Source organism: Thalassolituus sp. LLYu03 (assembly GCF_050507655.1).
Lineage (GTDB): Bacteria > Pseudomonadota > Gammaproteobacteria > Pseudomonadales > Oceanobacteraceae > Venatoribacter.
Genome location: NZ_CP191496.1, coordinates 2996058 through 3021389, shown reverse-complemented (window position 1 = coordinate 3021389; position 25332 = coordinate 2996058). Strand labels below are relative to the sequence as shown.

The following is a 25332-nucleotide window of genomic DNA, read 5'->3' as shown; positions in this document are numbered from 1 at the left end:
TCAGAAGCGGTAGCCGCCCTCAATAAATACGGTGCGCTGCGGATACGGGTGATGCACATACGCGATTTCATTGGTCAGGTTATCCACGCCCAGTGCGGTAAACGCGGCGCGGTTAATTTGCCAGCGGATTTTAGCGTCGATAAAGGTGTAAGCGTCAATGGCACTGAACACATTGGACTCGTGATCGCTGTTGTCCAGCTCGTTAAAACTGTTGCTGATGTGACGCACGCTGGTCGACATGGCCACCGCTGTTGTCTGGTGCCAGGTCAGGGTCAGGTTCTGCGACCAGCGCGGAATTCGCGGAACGTCTTTGCCTTCGCTGTCGGCCAGCGCCGGGTTATCGTCGATGCGCGCGCGGATGGCCGTCATGTTCAGACGGGCGTCCAGACGCTCTGTCAGCAGGCCATTTTTAAACAGGCTGATATCGGCCCCACGGGTTGATACCGACGGAATATTCAGGAAGCTGCTGATGGTCACCAGACTGCCACTGCCGTCGTCGTACAGGCCGCTCTGATTAAAAATGGTGTCGCTTACTTTTTCGTAAAACAGGTTGGCGTCGACGCCGGCATCACCCGTCTGCCAGCGGATATTCAGGTTGTGGTGAATGCCGCGCTCGGGCGCCAGCAGGGCGTTGGCAATGACCTGCACATCGTCGTTGCTGGCGTTTTCATACAGCTCTTCCACGATCGGAAAACGCACGGCGCGGGCAATGGAATAACGGCTGCTTATCTGGTCGTTCATGGTCCAGCCCAGTGAGAATTTTGGTGATACCGCGCTTTCATGGCGGTCATCGTTCTGGTCGCTGCCTTTAAAGCCGTTCAAGCCCTGAAAGCGTTCGTAACGCAGTCCGGCCGTGAGGTCGAAATCCGGCAAAAATTGCCAGCCTGTTTCGGCAAACAGCGCCTGTACACGGGTTTCACCGCCGGATTGTGGTACGGCGCTGGCAACGCTGCCGCTGATAAAATCCACGCTCGCTTTGTCGGTGGCCAGCTGATAATGGTCGTAATGGTAACCAAGGGTCAGCTGAATGTTATCGGCCGCCAGGGTTGGGTTGGCGAATCTAATATCGGCGGTTTCCCAGCCGGTGTGATTAAAATTCTGCGCATCACCACTGCCATCCCAGGCCGGGTCCGCCGGATTTTTTGCAGTGCGTATCTGTTCGTCTTTTAAAATGCGGAAGCGGCTGATATCGGCACTGGCCTGCCAGCCCGCTGCCAGCTCATGGCTGGCGCCAAAACCTGCCAGCAGAGAGTTCCGTTGCTGTTCTGTGCTGCGGAAATTACTGGCGGAGGCGCTGTAATTCACACCGTCCTGAGTCACGTTGCCGGAATACACAGTGTTGCCGCTGTCATCGCTCAGATAACTGCGCGCGTCGGTGGTGTTGTTCTGCCGTTCTTCGTACACCAGACTGGCGCGCAGTTCGCCATTATCCAGCGCGTAACGGCTGCGCAGTTTGTACAGGTCGGTGAGGGTGTCGGCCACGCCACTGTCGCCGTACAGAAGAACATCGTTGCCTTTATTGTCTTTGCCGCGCACGCCGCCGCTGACGTTGGTTCCGGCGCTGGATTTTTCCGGGCTGTAATAAAAACTCATCGGCTGGCCATCGTTATTCAGACGTTGCACGCCGGCCAGAAATTGCAGATTGCCGATGCGGTTGCCGTACGAGGCAAACAGTTTTTGTCCGGATAATTGCTGGGCGCGTTGCAGGTTGTCGTAATCCTGCATAAAGGCACTGCCTTCCAGCACAATTTCCTGTTCATCCGGCAGGCGGGTGCTGATATTCACCACGCCCCCCATGGCGTTGCCGGCGTATTGCGCCGAAAACGGCCCGTACAGAATTTCAACGTTATCCACCTCAGACGGTGCGACCACCGACCAGCGCGGCGCTCCGGAATAGCGGGTCTGCAGGTGATAATGCAGCGGCAGGCCATCGGCAAACACCAGTGAGCGGGCGGTCTGGAACATATTGCTGCCGCGCATACCCAGGGTGGCGTTCGGGTCACCGATGTAGCGCTTGCGCACAATAATGCCGGGCTGGTCGCGCACGGCGTCTTCGACGTTGGTGAAATTAATGCTGGTCAACTGTTCGGCGCTGATGTCGCTCACCGGACCGGTCTGCAGACGCGGCATTCCGCCCGCGACCGTGGTCTGGGTATCCAGCGTGGTTGCCGGGCTGTTGGATGAGGTGCTGTTGGTTGCGGCGCTGTTAGTTACAGAGTTGGCAGACGCGTTATCGTTGGTCGCCAGCGCAGCGACCGGCCATAAAACAGAGCAGAATATCAGCGCTGAGCGCATGTGGAATTTCCCGTGCCGGATACAATCGGGCGCGACAATAGCAAAAAGTTCCGCGCGCACCGATGCGACCGCTTGTCGCAGGGGCAGGCAATGGTTATAAGGTGGTCTGCTTATCCGCAAGGCAAGATCAGGAAGTTCTATGCAAGCCGCGTCTGTCCGCCCGTTACCACTGGCCCCCTGTGTTTCCTTTATTCTGCTGCGTGACGATTGTGTGCTGCTGGAGCAGCGCCGCGCCGACAAGCCGATTGACCCGGGCATGGTGATGGTTCCCGGTGGTCATATGGAACCGGGTGAAACGCAGGAAGACACCCTGATCCGCGAACTGGCGGAGGAACTCAGCATAGTGCCGCACGACGCGCGTTATGTGTGCTCACTGCTGCACCCCACCGACGAATTACAGCTGCTGCATTATTATCTGGTGACCGAATGGAGCGGCGAGATTCAGGCGCTGGAGGCCGAGAGTGTCTTCTGGCACCCTGTGAGCCAGCTCGACCGGCTGGATATTGCCCCTGATCATATTGCGATTCACGAAGCCCGGCGGTTATACGGCGCCTGACGGCCCGTACCGTACCCAACAGAATCACACCACGTACGCAAAGGAGTTGCCCATGAAAATTACCGTTCAGACCCTGGTGAAAGCCCCGATGGAACGCGTCTGGTCCGCCTGGAATTCGCCGGCGGATATTGTGCAGTGGAACACCGCATCACCCGACTGGCATTCGCCACGCAGCGAAGTCGACCTGCGCGAAGGGGGCACCTTCACCACCCGTATGGAAGCGCGCGACGGTTCCATGGGCTTTGATTTCGGCGGCACCTACACTCAGGTGGTCGAGCATGAGCGCATTGAGTTTGAAATGGGCGACCAGCGCCGTGTGCTGATTGAATTCAGCGAAGTCGACGATGCCGTGCGCATTGTTGAAAGCTTCGATGCCGAGAACGTTTACAGCGCCGAACAGCAGCAACAGGGCTGGCAGGCCATTCTCGATAATTTCACCCGCTACGTAGAAGCCAGCCTCTGAGGCGCGTCTGCCTTAAACGCTTCTGCTTAAGTGCTTCTGTCCCGTCTTCTGATCCGGCCCGGATGACTGCCGCTGCGCAAGATCCGGGTTGCGGTTATGGCCCGGGTTTTTATGATGAGTGCATAAAACCCGGAGCTTTCCTGTATGTCTGACCCCGCTGCCCACACCGACGCTCACGAGCGTATGTACGAGCGCATTGCCACTGCGATTCAGTACCTGCTGGAGCGGCAGGGCAGTCAGCCGTCGCTGGAGGAACTGGCAGCGGCCGTGCATTTAAGTCCGTTTCATTTTCAGCGGTTATTCAGTCGCTGGACCGGCACCAGCCCGAAACGCTTTTTGCAGGTATTAACCCTCGAGCGCGGTAAATTTCTGTTGCAGCAGGATCTGCCATTGCTGGCGGTGGCTGGTGAGTTGGGGCTCAGTGGCGGTGGCCGGTTGCACGATCATTTTGTGCAGCTCGAGGCGGTAACCCCGGGCGAATACCGCCAGGGCGGCGCTGGTCTCACGCTGCAATGGGGCGTGGCCGACAGCCCCTTCGGCCCCTTTTTCGTCGCGCATACCGGGCGCGGCCTTTGCCGTGCGGCCTTTTTAACAGGGGCACCCGACAGCGCTCTGCAGGCTGCCATCGAACAGGAACTTGCGGCGCTGGCGCAGGAATGGCCACAGGCGCGGTTGCAGCACAACGCGCTGCTGGCGCAGACGCTGGTCAGCGAACTCTTTCCCCATCCGCAGGCGGGTTTTCAACAAACGCCCAAACCCTTGTCGCTGCACGTGCGCGGCACCAATTTTCAGCTGGCGGTGTGGCGGGCGCTGCTGCGCATTCCGCCGGGGCAGGCGGTAAGCTACGGTCAGCTGGCCGAGGCGGTGGGGCAGCCCGGCTCGGCGCGGGCGGTGGGGAATGCGGTTGGTGCGAATCCGGTGGCGTTTGTTATTCCCTGCCATCGGGTGATTCAGCAAAGCGGGGCGCTTGGCGGTTATCGCTGGGGGCCGCTGCGCAAACAGGTGATGCAGACCTGGGAACGATTACGCCAGCCCGACTGAGCCTGACCCGAAACTTCCCCTGATATAAAAAGACAGGCGGCTGTGCGCGGCTGGCCGGACGGATTTTTTTCGCCGTGTCAGCCGATCAGCGCTTGCATTCTGGCGACGCCAGTCAGCATGCGCGCCGGGGCTTTTTATCGCCAGACTATCCACTAAGTTATCCACAGGTTGGCGCATCTGCACGCGCGGGTTTTCCCCATTTCATACTTGCGTATGAATCCGCCGAGGGAAGAAAAACCGGGCCAGGGGCTTGCCTCGGTGTACGCACTGTGGTTGCCGGTGGCGACTGGGTTCGCAGTTGAAAAATAAGGAATTTTTTTAATTTTTTGGTGCTGCGCAAAAAACGCACGTTTTAACGCAGCGCCCATCATAACGGGCCTGAGCCCAGTTCCCCAAAGTTTGTTCACAGAATTATCCACAGAATCTGTGGGCAACATCAGGGTTGACAATCCTTACTTATGCACAATCCGCAGGCATGCTTCTTGACGGGCTGACGAGGCCTGTGGCAGTCCGTTTCAGGCTGAGGGTTACGAGTACGGCCAGCGCCACACCGGCCAGCATATCGGCGCCATAGTGATAACGCAGATACAGGGTCGACAGGGTAATGCTCAGGGTCATCAGCAGGGCGGTCAGACGCAGGCCCGGTCCGTACCAGCGCCAGCAGATCAGCAGGGTGACCCAGGGCACTGCGGTGTGCAGGCTGGGAAAACAGTCGTAGGCGTAGCGGAAGCTGTTGACGGCGTCGTACACCAGACCGTCCTGTGCGCCGAGGCTGACGCTGAAGGTCTGGGCCATCCACTGCCCCGGTCCGATCACAGGCACCAGGAGATACAGCAGCCAGCCGGTGCACAGGGTGTAGAGAATGCCTTTGCGCAGCTGCACAAAGTGCGCACGTTCGCCACGCTGGTGCAGCCACAATAAAGAACCGATGGGCAGGGCGTAATAAAAGTGCAGGTAGGCGCTTTCCATCCACAGGGTCAGGGCCGGGCTGATCAGGGGTTGCAGCAGTTGCGCCGGCGTCTGGCCAAACAGGCGCTGATCGAAGGCCAGCATCTGCGCGTCCATTAACGGCAGGCCGAGGGCGTCGATGGCCAGTTCCAGCCGCAGCAGGCGCATCAGCAGATAACCGAACAGCATGGCCGGTACCGGCCATAAATTGCGCAGCAGCCATTCGCTGTTGTCGCTCAGCCAGCCTTTGCGCAGGGCCAGCCGGGTCAGGGCAATCAGCAGGGCAAAGACGGCGGCACCGGTAAGAGCCGCTTTATTTTCCTGCGGTTGCAGCTGGCTTACATCACCAAAGGCCAGTGCCAGCAGCAGAATAAAGGCCGGGAACAGCAGGGTCAGGAATTTATCGGCGGGCCAGTCGCGAAGCCACGCGGGCCGGGCAGAAGACAGCAGGGACATAGGACGCTTGTTGTTCTGATTATTGTTGTTGTGTTTGTCAGTGGCCCGATTGTACGTCCGTGCCGTTTCGCTGGGGAGGGTTAAGCATGCCAGTGAGCGGGTGAAGGCGGGAAGCTCTAGTTTATGGCACGAAGGCTCGGGTTTATCGCACGAAGGCTCTGGCCGATGGCGGCGCGGCCAGCAAACGCGCAAAAGAAAAGGCGCTCTGTTGCCAGCGCGCCTTTCAGGAATCCGGGGGAAACGCAGCGGTCTGATCACACCGCCACGACTGCTCTGTTCCCCGTTGATGGGTGTGAGCCACCCTCATAGCTCACACTTGCAGGATAGGTGGCGTTGCCGGTTTTGTCGCTGCGACAGGATGTCGCAGGCTATTTGTCATAACGGCTGTGCCTCTTATATCGCTGTCATCGTTATGCAATCAGGCTGACACCGAACTTTCAGCAAACAGCCACCCGGCTGTCATCCGCTGACCATTAAATAGCCGGCGTTCACTCTTTGCCGGAAGCGATCATGCCTCTGACACGCCGGAGTTTTTTGCGCCACAGTACCCAGTCCGCCGCGATGCTGGCCGGTGCTGCCTCCGCCGCCCCTGTGCTGAGTGCCTCAGCCCTGCGCGACACCTCACTGCTGCCCCTGCCGCAGAGCGCCAGCTTCCCGTTTCAGCACGGTGTGGCCAGTGGTGACCCGCTGACCGACCGGGTGATTCTGTGGACCCGCATTACCCTGCCGGTGGGGCAGGAAATTCTGGAAATTCCCTATCGCTGGCGCGTCACCCGCGACCCGCAGCTGCGTCAGCTGGTCAGCGAAGGCGAGGGCTACACCAGCCTGCGCCGCGACTTCACCGTTAAAGTGGATGTTGACGGGTTAAGCCCGGGTGAAACCTATTACTACGTATTTGAAGCGCTGGAACAGATGTCCGACGTGGGGCGCACGCGCACCCTGCCACAGGGGCATGTTGATCAGCTGCGCATTGCGTTTACCTCCTGCTCGAACTACGCCCGCGGCTGCTTCAACGTGTACCGCGAAATTGCCAACCGTCCGGATCTGGACGTGGTGCTGCACCTTGGCGATTACATCTATGAGTACGGCAATACCGATCAGAGTCTGGTGTCGGGCCGGCTGCACGCACCGGCCGGTGAAACCCTGACGCTGGCCGATTACCGCACCCGCCATGCCCAGTACAAAACCGACAACGACCTGCAGGAAGTGCACCGTCAGCACGCCTTTATGGTGATCTGGGACGACCACGAAGTGGCCAATAATGCCTGGCTGGGCGGTGCTGAAAATCACAGTGAAGGCGACGAAGGCCGCTGGTCCGACCGCCTCAGCGGCGCAGTGCAGGCGTATCTGGAATGGATGCCGATCCGCGAAAGTGCACGCGGCATTTACCGCAATTTCCGCTTCGGCGATCTGCTCGACCTGAACATGCTCGACACCCGGCTGGCCGGGCGCGACGCTCAGGCCGACAGCCGTGAAGACCGCAACCGCCCGGACCGCACCCTGCTCGGTTTTGAGCAGGAAAGCTGGCTGGAAGAAAACCTCAGCCGCGCCCAGCAGGAAAATATCCGCTGGAAACTGCTCGGTCAGCAGGTGATGGTCGGTCAGCTCGGCACCAACGACACGCCGTTTAATTACGATCAGTGGGACGGTTATCCGGCGGCCCGTCAGCGCCTGTTCGATTCGGTGCGCCGCGCCGGCGCGGACAATTTGGTGGTGCTGACCGGCGATATTCACTCCAGCTGGGCCATGACGCTGCACGATGATCCGTTTGCCGATGAGCCCGGTGCCGCGCTGGGCGTGGAACTGGTGACACCGGCAGTGACATCGCCCGGCATCGAAAATTACACACAGGCGCAACTGGCCTCGGCTTCGCTGCAACAGTTGCTGCCGCACCTGAATTTCGTCGACTTTTATTACCGTGGCTATGTGCTGCTCGATATTACCCACGAGCGTATTCAGGCCGAGTGGTGGGTGGTCGATACCATTCTGTCGCACCGCTACGTCAGCGAGTGCATGAAGGCGTTGGTGATTCCGGCCGGACAGCCGGCGCTGCTGCCGGCGGCGCAATTAACCAGTGCCCGTCTGGCAGCGGCGCCTGCGCCGGATTTCTCCCGCAGTCTGGCCTGGTTACGTCACTGGCGCCCGGAACAGAACCTGTATCCGCTCAATGGCTTGCTGGCCGATAAAGGCTCGGCACTGGTGCCCGGCGGCTGATTTAACGCTATTCCTTTCGGCGACGCGCTGGTCGTCAGTTGGCCACCGCAGACGGTCGCGTCTGTCGTCTTGTATTCATGCTTTCCTGTCGCCTGTTTTCCTGTCACCTGTTTCCGCGTTTTTTATCGCACATCTCAGTGCTTCGTCTGAGCGCATTTTCTGGCGCCGGAAATTCGTCCGTAAATTCCTTTAATAATATTGTGCTCAGTAGTGAATGGCCTGTCCCGGATGGTGATGGGCGTCGTCGTAATTCGTCCGAGTGATTCGTGAAATTCAGGTTTTGCACAGTGTGCGGCATGAATCGCCCTACGCCGGATGTGAACCCGCCAACCATGCTGGCCTTCGGCCTGGGGTGCCGGTCGGGAGGAAATCACCGGCCTTTGGGTCCGGCGGCGGATGTACTTGGTCCGTCACTCAGCGCGGCTTCTGGCGCGCACACGAACACAACAGGAAAACAATAATGACATACTCAGCACGCTCCTCTCGCGGCCGGCTGGGCACCGTGGTTGGTCAGACTCTGTTACTGGCAGGACTGATCAGCGGCGCCCAGCAGGCGGCTGCATTTTCACAACCCCCACCGGCAGCGGCGCCGGTTGAACAACGCGCCGACGCCGAAAATGCCGTGCATCAGCTGGCGCAGGGCTGTTACGCCATTCAGTCGCCGACCAATGGCAAATACATGAACCGCTATACCAAAGGCGGCGCCATTGACGACGGCCTGGGCTGGCAGTTCCGCGCCACCGACCCGGGCAATGCGGCGAGTTTTTATTTCAAGCCGACGTCTTTCTTTCACTTCATGCTGACCGACGAAGACGGACGCTATCTGGCCACGCACCTGCCGAATGAAATTTCGGCCGGACGCTACGCCGGTGAATTTGCCGAATTTAAAATCAGCGCCACCGAACAGAACGACGGCAGTTTCCTCTACAGCTTCTATGGTCCGAAGCTGGCGAAAATTCTGCGTCACAATTACGGCGGCACTGGCTACTACGCCGATGGCGGTCTGTACGTCATCGATATTCTCAACCCGAACAACGATGGCTCGGAAACCAATTTCCGTCTGGTGCCGCAGAGCGACTGTAAGCCGTTCCCGGAAGCCGAGCTGAACACCTACGGTGACCTGCCGGTGGGCGATGCCAGCGAGCCGGTGCGCGGTGCCATCGACCCGCACACGCACATCACCTCCTATGAATTCATGGGCGGCAAGATGATTCACGGCGAACCGTTCGACCGCTGGGGCGTTGAAACTGCGCTCAACGACAGCTCGGGCGATCATGGTCCGTGGGGTGCGCTGGACATCATCGGTAACCTGATGGGGTATGACGATGTGAACCACCGCTACGATACCCGTGGCTGGCCGGATTTCCCGTCGTGGCCAAACCGCCAGCAGGTGTCGCACATGCAGTACTACTACAAGTGGATTGAGCGTGCGCACCAGGGCGGCCTGCAGATGATGGTGACCCATCTGGTGGAAAACGAAGTGCTGTGCAATGTGCAGAAAACCGTGAACCCGGCGAGTTGGATCAACCCGAATAACTGCAACACCATGGCCAGCGTGTATCTGCAGATTCAGCGTCTGCATGAAATGCAGGATTACATCGACGCGCAGCAGGGCGGACCGGGCAAAGGTTTCTTCCGTCTGGTGAAAACCCCGAAAGAAGCGCGTGAAGTGATCGCCGATGGCAAGCTGGCGGTGCTGATGGGCATCGAGGTATCCGAGCTGTTCAACTGCGGTCTGAAAGACAGCTGCAGCAAAGAAAGCGTGGAGCGCCAGCTGCAGGAAATTTACGACGCCGGTGTGCGCGTGATGTACCCGATTCACCGTTTCGATAACCAGTTCGGCGGCGCCCGTATGGAAGACGGTTTTATTAACGTCGGCCAGTGGCTGTCGAGTGGCCGTTTCTTCGAAACCGAAGCCTGTGACGCGGTGACCGATGGCCGCACCATGACCAGTGGTTTCCCGCTGCTGGGTGATGTGCCGGTGATTAAAGACATCGTCGCGGCTATTGGCCTGAACCCGCAGTACGATGAAAGCCGTCGTCACTGCAACACGCACGGCCTGAGCGATCTGGGCGCGTATCTGGTGAACCGCATGATCGATAAAGGCATGATCATCGAAATTGACCATACCTCGACCAAAACCGCGCGCTCGATTATGGATATCGTTGAATCACGCCATTATTCCGGCGTGATTTCCGGCCACAGTCACCAGAACCGAAAACCGGATGGCTCGCCGCATGAAGTGCACGAACGCATCGCCGCCGCCGGTGGCATGATGTCGCCGTACAACAGCAGCGCCAGCAGTCTGGAATGGAGCATCGGTGAATTTATTGATCTGATCGAACCGACCGGTTACCGCGTGGGCGTACCGTTTGCCACCGACATGGGCGGCATCGGTTCACAGGCGTATCCGCGCGGCGATACCGCCACCAATCCGCTGGAATATCCGTTCGTCACCGAAGCCGGCATTGTCATCGACAAACAAAAAACCGGTAACCGCGTGTTCGACCTGAATAACGAAGGTCTGGCGCATTACGGTCTGGTGGCGGATCACATTCAGGATATCCGTACCCACGCCAGCTCGCGCATTTATGAGTCGGTAATGAATTCCGCCGAGGCGTATCTGGAAATGTGGGAACGGTCGGTGGCCAATAATTCACCGAAATATTCTCAGGACGACCAGGACTGGGTGTCGATCGTGAACCGTAAATCCGGCAAGTGCATGGATATTCCGGGCAACGATGACAATCTGGGCAACGGCGTGAATGTGCAGCTGTGGGATTGTCAGCTGACCTCTCAGGACCAGAAATGGCTGTACGACAAAAACGCACAGATGTTCCGCAACAAAGCCAACCCGGCCAAGTGTCTGGATAACCGCGGTCAGGCGTACAACGACGGCGGCGTGGTGATCTGGGATTGTGTCGATTCCGACAACCTGCGCTGGACCTACAGCGGCAACAAACTGGCGAGCAAGCACAACAGCAATATTGTTGCGGATGCCTACGGTACCGGTAATGGCGCCAACGTCGGTCAGTGGACCTACCACGGCGGCAGCAATCAGCAGTGGGAACTGCGCCTGATGTCGTCTGAAAACCGCTACGCGCAATACCGCAGCGAAGCCACGGGTCAGTGCGTCAGCGCCGTCGGTGGCAGTCACACAGGTGCGCTGGTGGCGCTGGACACCTGTAACGACAGTGCCAATCAGCAATGGCGTTACGACAGCGGCACAGGTCTGATGATCAACGGGGTATCCGGCATGAAGTGTCTGGAAATTCCGGACGGTCAGATTTACGACCACACCCAGCTGCAACTGGGCGATTGCGATGCCAACAACCCGGCGCAGCAATTTAATTACGCCGGTAAATTACTGCGTTCACGCATCGACGCCGATCAGGTGCTGGATGTGTCGGGCGGCAGTGGCTCGACGCTGATTCTGTACGCCGTACACGGTGGTGCGAATCAACGCTGGCACGCCACCGCGAACTGAGGGGTTCCGGTCGCGTGATATAAAAAACGGGAGCCTGGCTCCCGTTTTTTATGGCGGATTTCTGCTGTGCTTTTCAGCGGATTTTTTAATGTTCTTTTCAGCGGATTTTTAATGTTCTTGCGCATTATGGAATGGCGTTCAGCGGCGGTTGATGGTTATGCGCTTCAGTGCCGCTTGCGCGCAAACCGCGCTCGGTACGCCAGCGGTGTCAGGCCGGTGGCGCGGCGGAACAGCGAGCGGAAGAAACGCACATCCTCGTAGCCGCATTCGCGCGCGATCACATCGACCTGCCGCAACGACTGCTCCAGCGCCAGCTTGGCCTGCTCGATGCGCAGGCTCTGCACATAACTGCGCGGCGGCATACCCACGGCGGCGCTGAATCGCCGTTTGAACTGACGTTCGCTCAGCGCCACCTGTCCGGCCAGTTCGGCCAGCGTAAACGGCTCGCAGGCGTGTTCGTCGAGCCAGTCCTGCACGCGGTGAATCACATGATCCTGATGGCTGCGTTCCGGCAGAAACCCCATGTAGCGGCGCTGATCGCCCCGGTCGGTATCCAGCAGCAGCAAACGCGCGCACTGGCGCGCCACGGCAGCGCCGAACCAGTGCTGCACCAGCGTCAGACTCATGTCCTGCCAGGCGCTGGCACCGCCGGCGCACCAGACGTTGCCGTCGCGGGTGAGCATGGCGTCTTTCTGCCAGTGGCAGGCCGGAAACTGCTGCGCCATCCAGTCGGCCATGGCCCAGTGGCAGGTACCCTGACGCTGATCCAGCAGACCGGCGCGGGCCAGTGCGTAAGCGCCACTGCAAATACTCACTAACAGCGAACCCTGCAGCGCCAGCCGCTTCAGTGACAGCAGGGTGCGTTCGGCGGGCAGCGATTCCGGGCTGTTTGTGTGCTGACGGCGCGGGTCGCCCATGGCGCTGATGATCAGGGCATCGGTGTTATCCACATCCGCCAGTCTGCCCATGCCCGCCAGCGCCACCGGCGCCAGACCGGGGTGCTGGTCAGCGCTGTCGTCACTGACCACCTCAAAGCGCCAGTCGCCGGCACCGGCAAGGCGGGCACCGAGAGTGAGTACTTCCAGCGGTCCCACGACCGAGGTCAGCGGGCCACCGGGCAGGGCCAGAATCACGCAACGTGGCATGAGCATTCCTGTGGCGGGTGGGTATGGCCTTATTGTCTACCTGAGTAGACATACATGCCACTGTGAGCGCTGACAGAAAAGCCTAAACTGAGCGGACTGACACTCACCCTTGCGCCGCCCGGCGCACCCTCAGGTGTAAAGACAGCCTCACACAGACAGGTAACCCCCATGACCAGCCAAGCACGCTCACCGCAGGATCTGATCACCACCTTTTACACGGCCTTCAGCCAGCGTGATTACGCCACCATGGCCGCCTGTTATCACCCTCAGGCGCGCTTTAACGACCCGGTGTTTTCGCTGGCCGGTGAGGATATCGGCCATATGTGGCGCATGCTGTGCGAACGTGCCGAGCAATTCAGCCTGACGTTCACCGTAACCGAACGGAATGGTCAGGTGACGGCGCACTGGGAACCCAGATACCGCTTCAGTCAGACCGGGCGCATGGTGCACAACATCATCGATGCGCGCTTTCGCTTTCAGGACGGGCTGATCATTGAGCACGACGACGTGTTCAGCTTCTGGCGCTGGAGCCGGCAGGCACTGGGGATGGCAGGGGTGTTACTGGGCTGGACGCCGCTGCTGCAGCAGAAAGTGAAGGCACAGGCCGGTAAGGGCCTGCGCGCCTTCATTGCCCGTCTTAAGGGCTGAGTTTTGAACGTCTGACCAGAGCCTGGCTTCGCCGCAGGCTCTGAAACGGGCGGGCTCTGAAGCAGGGCGATTATCAGCCCTGCAGGAAACGCCGGCAGTCGTCGGCGGTTTTCTGCGGCCATTCTTCCATCGGCAGGTGACCACAGTCGTCGTAGCGGATCACCTCAGCCTGCGGCAGGCGATGCTTGAAGCGGTCGACGTGCGCCGGCGGAATCCAGGCGTCGTCTTTGCCCCACATCACCAGCACCGGCTGCCTGATGTCGCTCATCATGCGGTTGTCGAAGCCGGCGCGGTTGCGGATAAAACGCAGCACGCTGGCACCGGCGGCGCGGTTGCCCGGCCGCAACATCAGTTCGTAATAACGGTTCAGGGTTTCGCGGTCGAGACGCGCCGGGTTGGCGTAGGTCGAGCGGATGCTGGCGTACATCACGCTGCGCGGCAATACAAAGTGTGAGGCCAGCCAGCCGGCCAGCGGCAGGCCCAGCGCAATCAGACCCGGAGGCGGCACGAAGAAGAAACCGGCGCTGTCGATCAGCACCAGTTTTTCGACTTTGTGCGGGAAGCGCGCGGCAAATTCCCACGTCATCCAGCCTCCCAGTGAATTACCCGCCATGTAACAGCGTTCGATGTTCAGGGCATCGGTAAAGTCATTCAGAAAATCACTGAAAATGTGTTTGAACATGCCCTGCGGGTGGGCGCCTGTGAGGCCGAAATTGGGCATGTCGATGCTGATCACGCGGTAGTCGTCTTTCAGCAGATGCGTCCATTCATTCCAGGTGTGCAGCGACGAAAAAATACCGTGCAGCAGAATCAGCACGGGCTTATCGCTGGCGCCGACATCGCGGTAATGCACCTGCATGCCCTGCAGCTCGATGTAGCGTGACTCCGGGGTTTCCAGCCGGCTACGCAGTTCATCCAGCGGGATTGCGCCGGTTTCGGTCCACAGGTTTTGCCACATCGTCATCAGCATGGGAATCTCCGCATTCGTTATTGGCGGCTATTGTGGGCACGCGGATCTGGGAGGGTAAGGGATGATTACGCCAAAATACGTTCCATTGCCGGTAACGGGTGATAGACTCGGCCCAGTCGCATAACACAATGGAAGGACAGACTCATGGAATACCTGCTGTATAAATTGCTCTCGGTAGAAGCCTTCGCACTGGTCTTTATTCTGGTGCTGCTGAAAAAGAGCATCATTTTTGTGCCGCAGAACCGCGCGTTTATTGTGGAACGGTTCGGTAAATATCAGGCCACCAAAGAAGCGGGTCTGGGTTTTATTATCCCTTTCATCGATCGCATCGCCGCTGACCGCAGCCTGAAAGAACAGGCCGTGGACGTACCCAGCCAGTCGGCCATTACCAAAGACAACATCACGCTGTCGGTCGACGGTGTGCTCTATTTCCGCGTACTGGATCCGTACAAAGCCTCGTATGGCGTTGACGACTACGTGTTCGCCGTTACTCAGCTGGCGCAAACCACCATGCGTTCTGAGCTGGGCAAAATGGAGCTGGATAAAACGTTTGAAGAACGCGCCATGCTCAACACCAATATCGTGTCGTCCATTAACGAAGCGGCAGAGCCCTGGGGCATTCAGGTGCTGCGCTACGAAATTAAAGACATTGTGCCGCCGAAATCCGTGATGGATGCCATGGAAGCGCAGATGAAAGCCGAGCGGGTAAAACGCGCGCAGATTCTGGAATCCGAAGGTGATCGTCAGTCAGCCATCAACGTTGCGGAAGGCCGTAAACAGGCACAGGTTCTGGCGGCAGAAGCCGACAAAGCCGAACAGGTATTAAGAGCCGAAGGTGAAGCTCAGGCGATTCTGGCGGTGGCCGAAGCCAAAGCCGAAGCGCTGCGCAAAATCGGTGACGCGGCCAATACGGTCGAAGGCCAGAAAGCCATTCAGCTGGAACTGGCCACCAAGGCCATTGAAGCCAAACAGGCGATTGCCAAAGAATCGTCGGTGGTACTGCTGCCGGACAACGCCACCGACGCCAGCTCGCTGGTGGCGCAGGGCATGGCCATCATTAACTCGCTGAATAATCAGAAGGCGTAAATTATGGAATTTCTGTTGCAGAACCTGCCTCAGAGTCTGATGGTGGCCGGTATTCTGGCGCTGATTATCGAGGTGGCGGTGCTCGGTTTTGCCACCTTTATTCTGCTGTTTTTCGGCGCGGCCCTGTTGCTCACCGGTCTGGCTATGGCCGTTGGCTTGTTGCCGGAAAGCGGCAGCGTGGCCTTTGCCAGCAGTGCGGTGCTGACGGCGGTGCTGGCGCTGCTGTTGTGGAAGCCGCTGAAGAAAATGCAGGATAACGTCGAGCCACAACAGACCCGGGGTGACTTCGCCACCGACCGTTTTGTGCTGGAGCAGGATGTCGACCAGCGTGGTCTGAGCGTGCGCCGCTATTCCGGTATCGACTGGAAACTGAAAAGCGAACAACCGCTGACGGCCGGCACCGAAGTGGAAGTGGTGAAAGTCGAGGTTGGTGTGCAGTGGGTGAAAGCGGTCGGCTGACGGCTCTCGTCGCCGCGTTTTTTCGCTGGTTTATCCGCCAATAAAAAAGCCCCGTATGGGGCTTTTTTATTGGCCGCATTAAGCGGGTTTCAGTTCGTCGGCTGCTCCAGCTCATCGATCAGATAGCCTGCTTCTTCGGCTTTTTCGCGGAAAACCGTCTGCGCATCGGCCAGACCGCGGTTGTAAAAATATGGCCCGATTTCTTTGGCGAAAAATGCGATCAGAAATTCGGCTTCAAAACCGCCGATATCCTGCTCCAGCTCGCGGGCGAAATAGGTTTTTACTTTGTCGACGATACGGTCGGTTTCGTCTTTGCTGAATCGGATCTCAGTCATTATGTATTCCCATCTATTGCGGAAAACCGTCCATAGCCGGTGCCTTCAGGCCCTGCTTATGCCACTCGGTTTGTTCGGCGCAGAAAATCCGCGCATCCGGTAATTTACCCGGTTCCTCGTTCAGGCTGCCCGCGGGCACGATCAGGAATTGTCCGCTTTTCGTCAGGTAAGGCAGACCCGAACCACAGTGGCTGCAGAAGACGCTGGCGAAATCCCGGGTCGGATGTTCGTAACGGGTGGTGCTGTTTTCGCCCTGAAGCCAGCGGATATTATCCGGCGCAGTAAACAGGTTGGACGCATGAGCTGAGCCCGTCAGTTTGCGGCACTGCTCGCAGTGGCAAAAGAAAAACATGCGGAAGTTGTCCTGCAGCGTAAAGGTTACCTGACCACAGCAACAGCCGCCTGAAAGTTCTTTGCTCATGTCTCTGCCTCAATCAAATTCTGTTTTTACCGGATCATAGTGTCGGTTGTAAGTGCCTGTTGTGAGTGCCGTTGCTTGCCTGACACTGGGCCCGACCCCTGATCGGCGGCGCAAAAAAAGCAGACCGCAGTCTGCTTCTTTATAACACGCTTTGTAAGGCTGAATCAGTGGCTTACATCTGCGGGTTGTAGGTGCTCTTGGTGGTGGTGGTTGCCGATACTTTCAGCGTGGCGGTAATGGTTGGCACCGGAATGCCGCCGGATTCTGAACCCGGTGGTGGCGGGGTGGACGGCATCGGCGGCAGAACCGGGAACTGGCCGGAGAAAGTCAGCTTAACGCCGGTGCACAGCGGGCTTTTGAACGACACGCTGCTGTTGGCCGGATCACCCGTGACGGTCAGGTTCACGTTGTAGGTGTTGCCTTTCGGGCAACCGCCAAGACCTGAGTTGTCCATGTAGCTGCCCGGCACATTCATCGGGCCATTACCTGACGGCATAAAATTATTAATGGTCAGTACAGAGCCGTCGTTGTTTACGAAGGTCATGTCAGGACCCTGGGCGAGGGTGGTGGCGGATGCAGCGAGAAGGGCAAGGGAAAGGTAGTGCGCTTTCATGGTAGTACTCCGTGTTTATTGTAATCGTCCGATAAGTACACGCCTGCCTACTGCTGAAAAAGCCGGCCAGATGACTATAGGGGAAATAAACAGGGCAAAAAAGCAGGCAACAGGCCAACCTCCCGGTGAGGTATGACGGCGTTTACCTTCGTGAAAACGAAGTTAATGATTTGTTCTGAGAGGGGCGTCTGAGTGTGTCAGTCGCGTTTTGCGGGCATAAAAAAAGCAGACCGGAGTCTGCTTTTTTTGCTTTCACAATCGCCGCTATCAGATAGCAGTGATGTTCTCAGCCTGAGGACCTTTCTTGCCCTGAGTTACGGTGAACTCAACGCGCTGGCCTTCTTTCAGAGTTTTGAAACCGTTGCTGGTGATGGCGCTGTAGTGAGCGAACACATCTGGACCAGAAGCCTGTTCAATGAAGCCGAAACCTTTTTCTTCGTTGAACCACTTAACGGTTCCCTGAACTTTGTTAGACATAATATATATCCTGAAATTTGTTAATAACCATCGACGCCAGATGACGTCTGTGTAGCTTGGAAATTAGCGGAACATAAGAAAACTGCAGGACGGGTGTTACGAATAACAGAGCGAAGTGAAGATTCTGTGTTGCATGGCTGCTTTCGAGCTGGGTGCACTCTACCGCGCATGACGGGGGCTGTACAGCCCTATCTTTGCCTAAATTTCGCTGAACACCTGTATAACCATGCAACTGTTTCTGTCCTTACGCTGTGTAATGACATCCCCTACCTGTATAACCCGGCAGCCGACGCCGTTTCTGGGCGCGTTCAGGGCGCTTTCCGGACGTTCCAGGTCCTTGTTTTCGTGCCGTTTTCCGTAATCAGGCGGGTGTTAGTCGCCGGCAAAGGCGGTCAGTTCGCTGAGCAGAAACTCCCACACTGCCTGTGCCGCACGGCTGCGTTCACCGACGCACAGCAGATTGACCGGGCTGGTGTCCGGGTGGCGCCAGCCGGTCATCACCGGCAGCAGGCGTCCGGCGGCGCGCTCACTGATGCCGAAACGCGGGTCGACCATGATGATGCCGAGGCCGGCGGCGGCCATATCGACCAGCGCGCGGCTGTCGTCAGTGGTGATGGCCGGGGTGACTTCCAGCGTTTGGGTCTGGCCGTCATCGTCCACAAACGACCAGAAGCGGAAATCACGGAACACCAGGCAGTGGTGATCCTTCAGCTGATGCGGATGCTGTGGCGCGCCGTGGGCGGCCAGATACTCGGGCGAGGCAAACCAGCCCCAGCGTTTGTCGCCGATCTTGCGTGCAATCAGTGACGAATCCGGCAGCTGACCAATGCGGATGGCGATATCCACCTTCTCGGCCAGCAGGTCGACGTTGCGGTCGGTCAGGCTGAGCTCCAGTTCAATCAGCGGGTAACGGCGGCGCAACTCACTGAGCAGGGGAATCAGCAGCACCTGACCTGTGAGCACACTGGCGCTGATTTTGACCTTGCCGCGCGCTTCGGTCTGGGCGTCGTCCAGCAGACCACTGAAGCCGGCGATCACCTGACTCAGGCCGTGCGTGCCCGACAGCAGATTCTGTCCGACCTCGGTCAGCTGCAGCTGACGGGTCGAACGCTTCAGCAGGGGCTGGCCGATCACCTCTTCCAGCTGGCGGATCTTCTTGCTCACCGACGAACGCGGCAGGCTCAGCTCGTTGGCGGCGCCCTGAAAACTGCCGTGGGCGGCAACCTGATGAAAGACATGCAGCAGTGGCAGGGTCTGATACGACACGACGCTCTCCTTGATGAATCCGCTGATTAAAGCACGCAGCTGCGTAGTTGTTTGTTTCCCAATGGGAACCATTAGGTTCGCATATTGGTGCCTTATTGGCTCTCAAACAAGTTGTTAGTCTGCCGTCATGACTTCACGCTCACAGGAGACAGCGTATGACAGGCAAGACTTTTCTGATCACCGGCGGCACCTCAGGCATTGGCCGCACACTGGCCGCCCGCCTGAGCACACAGGGACATCAGGTGATCATCACCGGGCGCGATCAGGCGCGGGTGAATGAGGCCAGCCGTGCGCTGGGTTGCAGTGGCTTTGTCGCCGACAGTGCCGATCTGGCGCAATTGCAGGCGCTGGCCAGTGCGCTCGGTAACGACCAGATCCGCCTCGACGGTCTGGTGCTGAACGCCGGCGTGTTTTATCCCGGCACCCTCGCCGACGGCAGTGGCGAGGATCTGGCCACGGCCTTTGATCAGACGCTGGCGATCAATACCAAAGGGCCGCTGCTGACCCTGAAACTGCTGCAGCCGCTGCTGAACAACCCGTCGAGTGTGGTGTTTGTGTCGAGCATCGCCGTCAGCAAAGGCTTTATGGGCGCGGCGGTCTATTCCGCCAGCAAGGCCGCGTTTGAAGCCGCCGCCCGGGTGGCCAACCTTGAGTACGCAGGCCTTGGCATCCGCATTAATCATGTGCGCCCGGGGGTGACGGCCACCGAGATTCAGGGCAAGGCCGGCATGACCGACGAACAGCAGCAGGGCCTGTTTGCCTCGCTGGCGGCCACGCCGCTTGGACGGGTGATGAGCGCTGATGATCAGGTCGGTGCCATCGAGTTTCTGCTGTCTGAGCAGTCGCTGGCGATGCGCAGTGCGGTGCTGGAAGTGGACGGTGGTTATCAGCTGTAAGCCCTGAATCCTGAGTTCTTGGCGGCGGGTCTTGGGCCCGCCCAAAAGCGCCTCGCCATTTCAGGTGCGGCGGCGATTCGTGGTTAAATCGCCGGCCATTATTGGTTCGTGGTTGGCGTATGCCGGAATGGCTGCAAACGATGGCGCAGGTCCTGACGCAGGGCGACGGTGCCTGGTTATATTCTGCCGGTGGTCTGTTTCTGACCGCCTTTCTCGCCGCCAGTCTGCTGCCGCTGGGCTCGGAGTGGCTGCTGCTGTTGCTGCTCAGTCAGGGCGGCGACCCTCTGCTGTTGTGGCTGTCGGCCAGTGCCGGCAATGTGCTCGGCAGCGTGCTCAACTACGCACTCGGCGCTGGCGCTGTGCTCTGGTGGCGGCGGCGTTTTTTCTCCGATACATCGGCATTGCTGCCCGATCAATCCAAAAGAGTGCCCGATACATCCGCGCCCGATTTACCCGACGTCCGCTCCGGGCGAGGCTGGGCGCAGGCGCAACGCTGGTATCAGCGTTACGGGGTGTGGAGTTTACTGCTGGCCTGGCTGCCGTTAGTGGGGGACCCGCTGACCCTGATTGCGGGTATGATGCGCGCACCTCTGGGCGTATTTCTGCTGCTGGTGACACTCGGTAAAGCCGGGCGTTACGCCTTACTCATTCTGCTGGTTTAACGACATGACGGGTGCGAATAAAACCCTGCCGGACAAAGGTTTTGAACTGACCTGGTGTGAATACCAGAACCTGCTGCTCAGCGAATCGGTGCAGCAGGCTTATCACCACTGGACCGCGGAGCAGGTGCTGGCTGCGATGACGCTGGGGGCTGTGCGCGTCAATGGTGATGTGCAGTATCAGGATATACAGCTGCAGCCGGCCGACCACGTCAGTCTGTTTTTACCTGAGCATCAGGAAGACCCGGTCGACACAGGCTGGAAGCTGCTGTGGAAAACCAACGAGCTGATGGCGGTGCACAAACCGGCCGGACTGCCGGTGTCGCGCACCACCCGCAATTTATTCGATACCTTAATCTCGATGGTGCGGCGTGCCACGGAATACAAAGACGCGCATCTGCTGCACCGTCTGGATGCTGAAACATCCGGCGTTATTCTGCTGGCGAATCATGAACACGCCGACAAGCGCTGGAAGAAAAAACTCGACCGTCTGCTGCAGAAGAAAATCTACCACGCGCTGGTGTGGGGCAATCCCGGCTGGGATACCACAGAGTGCGAGTGTTATCTGGCGGAAAAAGCGGACAGCCCGATCCGCACGCAGATGCACGTCACCGGCGAGCACGACGACAACGCCATTAAAGCGCCGAAACTGGCCCGTACCGGCTTTCGCGTACTGAAACGGTTTAACGGTTATGCGCTGGTAGAATGCGAGCTGTTCAGCGGGCGCAAACATCAGATCCGCGCGCAGCTGGCGCATCTTGGGCATGCCATTATCGGCGATAAAATTTACAGCCACGATGGCCGCTTTTATTTAAAACGTCTGCAGCAGGATCTGGCTGCCAGCGACATCGCGGCGCTTGGCGCAACGCATCATCTGCTGCACGCCTGGCGGGTAGAAGTGGATTGCGGTTACGAGCAGACGGTGATTACCGACGACGATTATCCGGCGGAATTTCAGCGCTATTTACATCAGCCTTGATGGGGAAGGCCATTGGCATCAGATCTGATGTGAAGCGCTGTTGCCCAGCTGGTCGATGTCTTTAATAAAAAAATCACAGCCACGGAAGGCGCCGGCGTCGATATAAAAGCGGTTGCCGATGTGCAGTTCGGTGTCAGTCACATTGTGGCCGTAAATCACGAAATCGATACCGGCGACCGAGCCCGGCGTCTGTTCACGGAAGGGCTCCCGCGCCCAGATTGCCCGCTTGGCCTGTTCGCTGCTCATGCTTTCAAAATCGGCCCAGTCACTCAGCGGGTATTCAGCGTGCACCACGCCCACGCGCTGGCCCAGATGATTTTCAAGTTCAATGCCAAGCGGCATGTCTTCCATTTGCCGGAACCAGTGCGACCACAGGTGGCGCGGCTGATTCAGAATCCAGTCGCCACCGTGCTGCAGAATCAGTTCGCGTGAGGCATCGATGCCTTCGTTAAACCCTTCGTAAATCAGCTGCTCGTGATTGCCTATCACGGAAAAAAACCAGGGCTCGTGCAGCAGCGCCATGGCTTCGGCCGGTTCCGGGCCGCGGTCGACCAGATCACCGACACAAATCAGCCGGTCGCGGGCATAGTCGAAGTTCAGCGTCGCCAGCTGACGGTGCATGGCGGATACGCAGCCGTGCAGGTCGCCGATGACAAAATCGCGGCCATGGGCATTAACACCGAGTTTCAGCAGGCGGGGCTGGATGATCATAGGACAGGCGGAAGGGAAGGTGATTCACAGGCCGCCAGCTTAACGCCGGCAGGCCTGTGATTAAAGCGGCGCAGGGAAACACTCTGTGCCGCTCTCCGGGGGCTTACTTCGCCGGTTCTTATTTCGCCGGGTGATGGGCGCGCCAGTGGCGGGCAATATCGGCACGGGTACATACCCAGACATCGCTGTGGCTTTGTACGTAGTCGAGGAAACGCATCAGCGACGCCGCACGACCCGGACGGCCGACTAAGCGGCAGTGCAGACCAATGCTCAGCATTTTCGGTGCGGTTTTGCCTTCGTCGTACAGCACGTCGAAGCTGTCTTTCAGATAACTGAAGAACTGGTCGCCGCTGTTAAAACCCTGATTGGTGGCAAAACGCATGTCGTTGCTGTCGAGGGTGTAAGGCACCACCAGATGCGGCTTACCGCCTTCTTCAACCCAGTAAGGCAGGTCGTCGGCGTAGGCATCGGCGTCGTACAGCAGTTCGGCTTCTTCGCACACCAGACGGCGGGTGTTCGGGCTCATGCGGCCTGTGTACCAGCCCACCGGCAGGCTGCCGGTAACGCGCTTGTGGATTTCCAGCGCCTGCTGAATATGGGCACGTTCCACCTCGGCCGGTACGTACTGGTAGTCGATCCATTTCAGGCCGTGGGAGGCAATTTCCCAATCGGCTTTGAGCATGGCGTCTACCACATCCGGATTACGCTCCAGTGCGGTGGCCACGCCAAACACGGTCACCGGCATATTGCGCTCGGTGAACATGCGGTGCAGTCGCCAGAAACCGGCGCGGGAGCCGTATTCGTAAATGGATTCCATGTTCATGTGGCGCACGCCTTCCAGCGCCTGGGCGCCGACAATTTCCGACAGAAAGGCTTCGGACGCTTTGTCGCCGTGCAGAATGCAGTTTTCGCCACCTTCTTCGTAGTTCACCACGAATTGCAGGGCGATGCGGGCTTTATTCGGCCATTGGGCGTGAGGGGGAGTCTGGCCGTAGCCGATCATGTCTCTTGGATAGGTCATGGAAGTTTCCTGTGAGCGTATCGGTTGTTGTGCTGTGCACGTCTGTTCGGTGCAAATAGGTTTGGTACAAGTCTGTTCTGTGTTTTGCACTGCGCCGGAACCGGCTGTCAGCTCCGGCGGATAAAAAGCTGACTGAATGGTCAGGCAGTGTAGCGCGTTCCCCTGCCGCACGGGAGAGTCTGGCGGAAATGTTAGCAACGTCAGGCGCATTACGCGGCTTATTGCCGCACGCCGCCGCAGGAGTGTCACAATACACACGTAGATTGGTGTTTTTTTAACCGCAGAAGGATTTGTGTATGTCCGCCGTACCCACCGCGCATGACCAACCGGCCGTTAAAGAACTCCGTCTCGACGGCGGTTGCGGCTACCGTATCCACGACGACCGGGTGGTGGTGAATATTGGCCGCATCCTCAGCGACCGCGACGACGCCAACCTGAGTGGCACCCTGAGCATCGAGCTCTGGGCGTTGCACCAGCCTTACAGCGGCGGTGGTTTCCGTGGCATGGCACTGGCCGGCACGCGCATCGGCGAACTGCTCGGCGGGCACATGCTCACCAACTGCGAATACGATCTGATTTTTCAGGCCCCGCCGGCCGGCCTCTGGCACCTGTGCCTGATGCTGCGCGAATGGAACGGCTGCTTTTTCGAAACCGTGGATTACGTGAATTTTGCCCACATTTACCGCGAGCCGGCGGAACTGCATCTGGTGAACGGCCAGGCCGCCGGTATTGGCGTCGGTGAAGTGGTGAATCTGGAATCCGCCCCAGCGACCATCAGCACCCCGGCGCAGGCCGATGGCGGCAAGGTGGCTCTGAAGAAAGGTCAGGGTAAAAACAAAAAGCCGGTGGCAAAAGTCGTGCACGCGGAAGAACCGGTATCGGTGAACGACGCCAGCGCCAAAAAGCTCGCCCGCATCAAAGGCATTTCCGACAAGCTGGCCGAGGCCATCGTCAGCGGTCGTCCTTACGCCAGTTTGGCGGAGCTGAAAAAGGTAAAGGGCATCGGCGATAAGCTGCTGGAAAAAATACAGACGCATATTTGTCTGTAATCACCGACGTGCGAAGCAAACATAAAAAAGCCCGGAAACTCAGGGCTTTTTTATGTTCTTTCTTCGGCTGTTAATTCACGGCATTAAACAGCACTTCCGACATGGTGTAATCGGCTGAGCCGGTTACTGTGTTGTAGGTGCTCTTCCACAGCCACCAACCGCTGGTGGTGGTCTGGGTCGACAGCGCCACGCTCACGCCCACATCCAGATTGTTGTTCACGTAGCTCAGGGTCACGCCGTCCTGAGTACCAATGGTGCCGCCGTGGTGGGTATCGCTGCCCATCAGCACCGGATAATGGTTGTACCACAGTGCCGCCGGCGCACTGACGCTGGTTTGTTTGCCGTCGAGTGCGCGGTAACTGACGCAGGAATCCACGCCGTCGTCGGTGGTGGCGCCGCAGGATGAGTGCAGCGCCACAACGCCGTCGTCGGTACCCGGCAGGAAGCCACCGGTCACGCCCAGATATTCATTGCCGCCACCCACGAAACGCAGACGCGGAACATCGTTCGGGCTGATGGCAATCTGGCGGGCATTGGCCGGACGCAGATCGGTCAGCACACCCAGATTTTCCGTGGTCGGGGTAAAGCCCAGCCAGGCGCTTAACGCCGCCCGCACGGCAGCACTCAGCAGGCTTGAACTGCCGATGGTGTCAATGGCCACGTCCGCCAGTTCAGAGCCACCGCCGGCGCCGGCAAAGTCGAACACCGCCAGAATATTCAGCGGCGCGTAGCCCGCGGCGGCGGTCCACACCTCTTGCTGATCAAGCAGGTAGCGGGTCACCAGATCGCCGGTGGAATGGGTGACCAGCACGCAGCCGGCGCTGCAGAAACCGCTGGCGGCCCATTCAATCACTTTGTCGTAGGCGCGCTGGGCGGTGTCGTCGCTCAGACGGCTTTTCGAGCTCCAGTCGAGACGGTCGTCGGCGTACTGACCCCAGAAATCGGCCCAGTAATTTTCGCCATCGCTGGTGACTTCCGCGCTGGTCACGGTTTCACGCATCAGTTGTGACGGTTGTAAGCCGTGCACCAGAATCACATTTTTACCGGCCATCTGCGCACTCGCCTGGCCACTCAATACGGCTGTGGTCATGAACATCAGAGCAGTGACTGCGGTTTTTATTTTTATCGAGAACATGC

The 25332-nt window shown here is 58.7% G+C and carries 24 protein-coding genes; 12 read left to right on the top strand and 12 right to left on the bottom strand.

The window, feature by feature from the left end; all coding sequences use genetic code 11:
- Positions 1–2295 (bottom strand): TonB-dependent receptor, encoded by a 2295-nt coding sequence (locus tag ACQUQU_RS13655; RefSeq protein ID WP_430460255.1) that lies wholly within the window; start codon positions 2293–2295, stop codon positions 1–3.
- Positions 2296–2434: 139 nt separating this feature from the next.
- Here ACQUQU_RS13655 and ACQUQU_RS13650 point away from each other — a divergent pair, with 139 nt between their 5' ends.
- The 3 genes from ACQUQU_RS13650 (at position 2435) to ACQUQU_RS13640 (ending at position 4355) form a co-directional block, all read left to right on the top strand.
- Entirely contained in the window at positions 2435–2851 is a 417-nt protein-coding gene (locus ACQUQU_RS13650) for an NUDIX hydrolase (protein WP_430460254.1), read from the top strand.
- A gap of 52 nt (positions 2852–2903) precedes the next feature.
- Positions 2904–3314 (top strand): SRPBCC family protein, encoded by a 411-nt coding sequence (locus ACQUQU_RS13645; RefSeq protein WP_430460253.1) that lies wholly within the window; start codon positions 2904–2906, stop codon positions 3312–3314.
- Between the two features lie 144 nt (positions 3315–3458).
- Positions 3459–4355, top strand: a complete 897-nt coding sequence (locus tag ACQUQU_RS13640) for a methylated-DNA--[protein]-cysteine S-methyltransferase (protein ID WP_430460252.1) — start codon at positions 3459–3461, stop codon at positions 4353–4355.
- A 456-nt stretch (positions 4356–4811) separates the two neighbouring features.
- On the opposite strand, the gene ACQUQU_RS13635 is transcribed toward ACQUQU_RS13640, so the two are convergent.
- Positions 4812–5759, bottom strand: coding sequence for a phosphatase PAP2 family protein (locus tag ACQUQU_RS13635; RefSeq protein ID WP_430460251.1), 948 nt, complete (start codon positions 5757–5759; stop codon positions 4812–4814).
- Positions 5760–6293: 534 nt separating this feature from the next.
- On the opposite strand from ACQUQU_RS13635, the gene ACQUQU_RS13630 reads away from it, so the two are divergent.
- Both ACQUQU_RS13630 and ACQUQU_RS13625 read left to right on the top strand, forming a co-directional pair.
- Complete coding sequence (locus ACQUQU_RS13630; protein ID WP_430460250.1) at positions 6294–7973, top strand: alkaline phosphatase D family protein; 1680 nt, start codon at positions 6294–6296, stop codon at positions 7971–7973.
- Positions 7974–8433: 460 nt separating this feature from the next.
- Positions 8434–11460 (top strand): ricin-type beta-trefoil lectin domain protein, encoded by a 3027-nt coding sequence (locus ACQUQU_RS13625; RefSeq protein WP_430460249.1) that lies wholly within the window; start codon positions 8434–8436, stop codon positions 11458–11460.
- Between the two features lie 164 nt (positions 11461–11624).
- Here ACQUQU_RS13625 and ACQUQU_RS13620 read toward each other — a convergent pair whose 3' ends face one another.
- On the bottom strand, positions 11625–12605 hold the full coding sequence (locus tag ACQUQU_RS13620) for a GlxA family transcriptional regulator (protein WP_430460248.1): 981 nt from the start codon (positions 12603–12605) through the stop codon (positions 11625–11627).
- Between the two features lie 168 nt (positions 12606–12773).
- Between ACQUQU_RS13620 and ACQUQU_RS13615 the strand changes: the two genes are divergently transcribed.
- Positions 12774–13253: a nuclear transport factor 2 family protein gene (locus ACQUQU_RS13615; protein WP_430460247.1), complete on the top strand. Its 480-nt coding sequence runs from the start codon at positions 12774–12776 to the stop codon at positions 13251–13253.
- A gap of 73 nt (positions 13254–13326) precedes the next feature.
- Here the strand turns inward: ACQUQU_RS13615 and ACQUQU_RS13610 are convergent, their stop codons facing one another.
- Positions 13327–14223 (bottom strand): alpha/beta fold hydrolase, encoded by an 897-nt coding sequence (locus ACQUQU_RS13610; RefSeq protein WP_430460246.1) that lies wholly within the window; start codon positions 14221–14223, stop codon positions 13327–13329.
- Between the two features lie 144 nt (positions 14224–14367).
- Here ACQUQU_RS13610 and ACQUQU_RS13605 point away from each other — a divergent pair, with 144 nt between their 5' ends.
- Entirely contained in the window at positions 14368–15309 is a 942-nt protein-coding gene (locus ACQUQU_RS13605) for an SPFH domain-containing protein (RefSeq protein WP_430460245.1), read from the top strand.
- A 3-nt stretch (positions 15310–15312) separates the two neighbouring features.
- Positions 15313–15768, top strand: coding sequence for an NfeD family protein (locus tag ACQUQU_RS13600; protein ID WP_430460244.1), 456 nt, complete (start codon positions 15313–15315; stop codon positions 15766–15768).
- Between the two features lie 89 nt (positions 15769–15857).
- On the opposite strand, the gene ACQUQU_RS13595 is transcribed toward ACQUQU_RS13600, so the two are convergent.
- The 5 genes from ACQUQU_RS13595 to ACQUQU_RS13575 all read right to left on the bottom strand — a co-directional run bounded on the left by ACQUQU_RS13595 (position 15858) and on the right by ACQUQU_RS13575 (position 18880).
- Positions 15858–16103 carry a DUF2164 domain-containing protein gene (locus tag ACQUQU_RS13595; RefSeq protein ID WP_430460243.1) on the bottom strand — a complete coding sequence of 82 codons (246 nt, stop codon included), beginning with the start codon at positions 16101–16103 and terminating at the stop codon, positions 15858–15860.
- Positions 16104–16116: 13 nt separating this feature from the next.
- On the bottom strand, positions 16117–16524 hold the full coding sequence (locus ACQUQU_RS13590; protein ID WP_430460242.1) for a GFA family protein: 408 nt from the start codon (positions 16522–16524) through the stop codon (positions 16117–16119).
- A 172-nt stretch (positions 16525–16696) separates the two neighbouring features.
- A complete protein-coding gene (locus tag ACQUQU_RS13585; RefSeq protein ID WP_430460241.1) occupies positions 16697–17137 on the bottom strand; it encodes a hypothetical protein in 441 nt (146 codons plus the stop codon).
- A gap of 267 nt (positions 17138–17404) precedes the next feature.
- Positions 17405–17614, bottom strand: a complete 210-nt coding sequence (locus ACQUQU_RS13580) for a cold-shock protein (RefSeq protein ID WP_430460240.1) — start codon at positions 17612–17614, stop codon at positions 17405–17407.
- Positions 17615–17986: 372 nt separating this feature from the next.
- Positions 17987–18880, bottom strand: coding sequence for a LysR substrate-binding domain-containing protein (locus ACQUQU_RS13575; RefSeq protein WP_430460239.1), 894 nt, complete (start codon positions 18878–18880; stop codon positions 17987–17989).
- A 155-nt stretch (positions 18881–19035) separates the two neighbouring features.
- Here ACQUQU_RS13575 and ACQUQU_RS13570 point away from each other — a divergent pair, with 155 nt between their 5' ends.
- The 3 genes from ACQUQU_RS13570 to ACQUQU_RS13560 all read left to right on the top strand — a co-directional run bounded on the left by ACQUQU_RS13570 (position 19036) and on the right by ACQUQU_RS13560 (position 21414).
- Complete coding sequence (locus ACQUQU_RS13570) at positions 19036–19776, top strand: SDR family NAD(P)-dependent oxidoreductase (protein ID WP_430460238.1); 741 nt, start codon at positions 19036–19038, stop codon at positions 19774–19776.
- 140 nt (positions 19777–19916) lie between these two features.
- Positions 19917–20438 (top strand): YqaA family protein, encoded by a 522-nt coding sequence (locus ACQUQU_RS13565; RefSeq protein ID WP_430460237.1) that lies wholly within the window; start codon positions 19917–19919, stop codon positions 20436–20438.
- A gap of 4 nt (positions 20439–20442) precedes the next feature.
- Positions 20443–21414 carry an RluA family pseudouridine synthase gene (locus tag ACQUQU_RS13560; RefSeq protein WP_430460236.1) on the top strand — a complete coding sequence of 324 codons (972 nt, stop codon included), beginning with the start codon at positions 20443–20445 and terminating at the stop codon, positions 21412–21414.
- Positions 21415–21432: 18 nt separating this feature from the next.
- On the opposite strand, the gene ACQUQU_RS13555 is transcribed toward ACQUQU_RS13560, so the two are convergent.
- Entirely contained in the window at positions 21433–22125 is a 693-nt protein-coding gene (locus ACQUQU_RS13555) for a metallophosphoesterase (RefSeq protein WP_430460235.1), read from the bottom strand.
- A 118-nt stretch (positions 22126–22243) separates the two neighbouring features.
- The gene (puuE, locus tag ACQUQU_RS13550; RefSeq protein ID WP_430460234.1) at positions 22244–23146 is read right to left on the bottom strand and encodes an allantoinase PuuE; all 903 of its coding nucleotides are present in this window, start codon (positions 23144–23146) and stop codon (positions 22244–22246) included.
- 296 nt (positions 23147–23442) lie between these two features.
- Here puuE and ACQUQU_RS13545 point away from each other — a divergent pair, with 296 nt between their 5' ends.
- Positions 23443–24195 carry a ComEA family DNA-binding protein gene (locus ACQUQU_RS13545; RefSeq protein ID WP_430460233.1) on the top strand — a complete coding sequence of 251 codons (753 nt, stop codon included), beginning with the start codon at positions 23443–23445 and terminating at the stop codon, positions 24193–24195.
- A 70-nt stretch (positions 24196–24265) separates the two neighbouring features.
- On the opposite strand, the gene ACQUQU_RS13540 is transcribed toward ACQUQU_RS13545, so the two are convergent.
- Positions 24266–25330, bottom strand: coding sequence for a hypothetical protein (locus ACQUQU_RS13540; protein ID WP_430460232.1), 1065 nt, complete (start codon positions 25328–25330; stop codon positions 24266–24268).
- Positions 25331–25332: the final 2 nt, after the last annotated feature.

What these genes read in the sequence shown, in the direction of transcription:
- ACQUQU_RS13625 (WP_430460249.1), top strand. Translation starts at nt 8,434, where the DNA reads ATGACATACTCAGCACGCTCCTCTCGCGGCCGGCTGGGCACCGTGGTT.
- ACQUQU_RS13540 (WP_430460232.1), bottom strand. Translation starts at nt 25,330, where the DNA reads ATGTTCTCGATAAAAATAAAAACCGCAGTCACTGCTCTGATGTTCATG.
- ACQUQU_RS13615 (WP_430460247.1), top strand. Translation starts at nt 12,774, where the DNA reads ATGACCAGCCAAGCACGCTCACCGCAGGATCTGATCACCACCTTTTAC.
- ACQUQU_RS13620 (WP_430460248.1), bottom strand. Translation starts at nt 12,605, where the DNA reads ATGCCACGTTGCGTGATTCTGGCCCTGCCCGGTGGCCCGCTGACCTCG.
- ACQUQU_RS13605 (WP_430460245.1), top strand. Translation starts at nt 14,368, where the DNA reads ATGGAATACCTGCTGTATAAATTGCTCTCGGTAGAAGCCTTCGCACTG.
- ACQUQU_RS13590 (WP_430460242.1), bottom strand. Translation starts at nt 16,524, where the DNA reads ATGAGCAAAGAACTTTCAGGCGGCTGTTGCTGTGGTCAGGTAACCTTT.
- ACQUQU_RS13565 (WP_430460237.1), top strand. Translation starts at nt 19,917, where the DNA reads ATGGCGCAGGTCCTGACGCAGGGCGACGGTGCCTGGTTATATTCTGCC.
- ACQUQU_RS13610 (WP_430460246.1), bottom strand. Translation starts at nt 14,223, where the DNA reads ATGCTGATGACGATGTGGCAAAACCTGTGGACCGAAACCGGCGCAATC.
- ACQUQU_RS13595 (WP_430460243.1), bottom strand. Translation starts at nt 16,103, where the DNA reads ATGACTGAGATCCGATTCAGCAAAGACGAAACCGACCGTATCGTCGAC.
- ACQUQU_RS13600 (WP_430460244.1), top strand. Translation starts at nt 15,313, where the DNA reads ATGGAATTTCTGTTGCAGAACCTGCCTCAGAGTCTGATGGTGGCCGGT.
- ACQUQU_RS13635 (WP_430460251.1), bottom strand. Translation starts at nt 5,759, where the DNA reads ATGTCCCTGCTGTCTTCTGCCCGGCCCGCGTGGCTTCGCGACTGGCCC.
- ACQUQU_RS13555 (WP_430460235.1), bottom strand. Translation starts at nt 22,125, where the DNA reads ATGATCATCCAGCCCCGCCTGCTGAAACTCGGTGTTAATGCCCATGGC.
- ACQUQU_RS13640 (WP_430460252.1), top strand. Translation starts at nt 3,459, where the DNA reads ATGTCTGACCCCGCTGCCCACACCGACGCTCACGAGCGTATGTACGAG.
- ACQUQU_RS13545 (WP_430460233.1), top strand. Translation starts at nt 23,443, where the DNA reads ATGTCCGCCGTACCCACCGCGCATGACCAACCGGCCGTTAAAGAACTC.
- ACQUQU_RS13650 (WP_430460254.1), top strand. Translation starts at nt 2,435, where the DNA reads ATGCAAGCCGCGTCTGTCCGCCCGTTACCACTGGCCCCCTGTGTTTCC.
- ACQUQU_RS13570 (WP_430460238.1), top strand. Translation starts at nt 19,036, where the DNA reads ATGACAGGCAAGACTTTTCTGATCACCGGCGGCACCTCAGGCATTGGC.
- ACQUQU_RS13645 (WP_430460253.1), top strand. Translation starts at nt 2,904, where the DNA reads ATGAAAATTACCGTTCAGACCCTGGTGAAAGCCCCGATGGAACGCGTC.
- ACQUQU_RS13560 (WP_430460236.1), top strand. Translation starts at nt 20,443, where the DNA reads ATGACGGGTGCGAATAAAACCCTGCCGGACAAAGGTTTTGAACTGACC.
- ACQUQU_RS13580 (WP_430460240.1), bottom strand. Translation starts at nt 17,614, where the DNA reads ATGTCTAACAAAGTTCAGGGAACCGTTAAGTGGTTCAACGAAGAAAAA.
- ACQUQU_RS13655 (WP_430460255.1), bottom strand. Translation starts at nt 2,295, where the DNA reads ATGCGCTCAGCGCTGATATTCTGCTCTGTTTTATGGCCGGTCGCTGCG.
- puuE (WP_430460234.1), bottom strand. Translation starts at nt 23,146, where the DNA reads ATGACCTATCCAAGAGACATGATCGGCTACGGCCAGACTCCCCCTCAC.
- ACQUQU_RS13585 (WP_430460241.1), bottom strand. Translation starts at nt 17,137, where the DNA reads ATGAAAGCGCACTACCTTTCCCTTGCCCTTCTCGCTGCATCCGCCACC.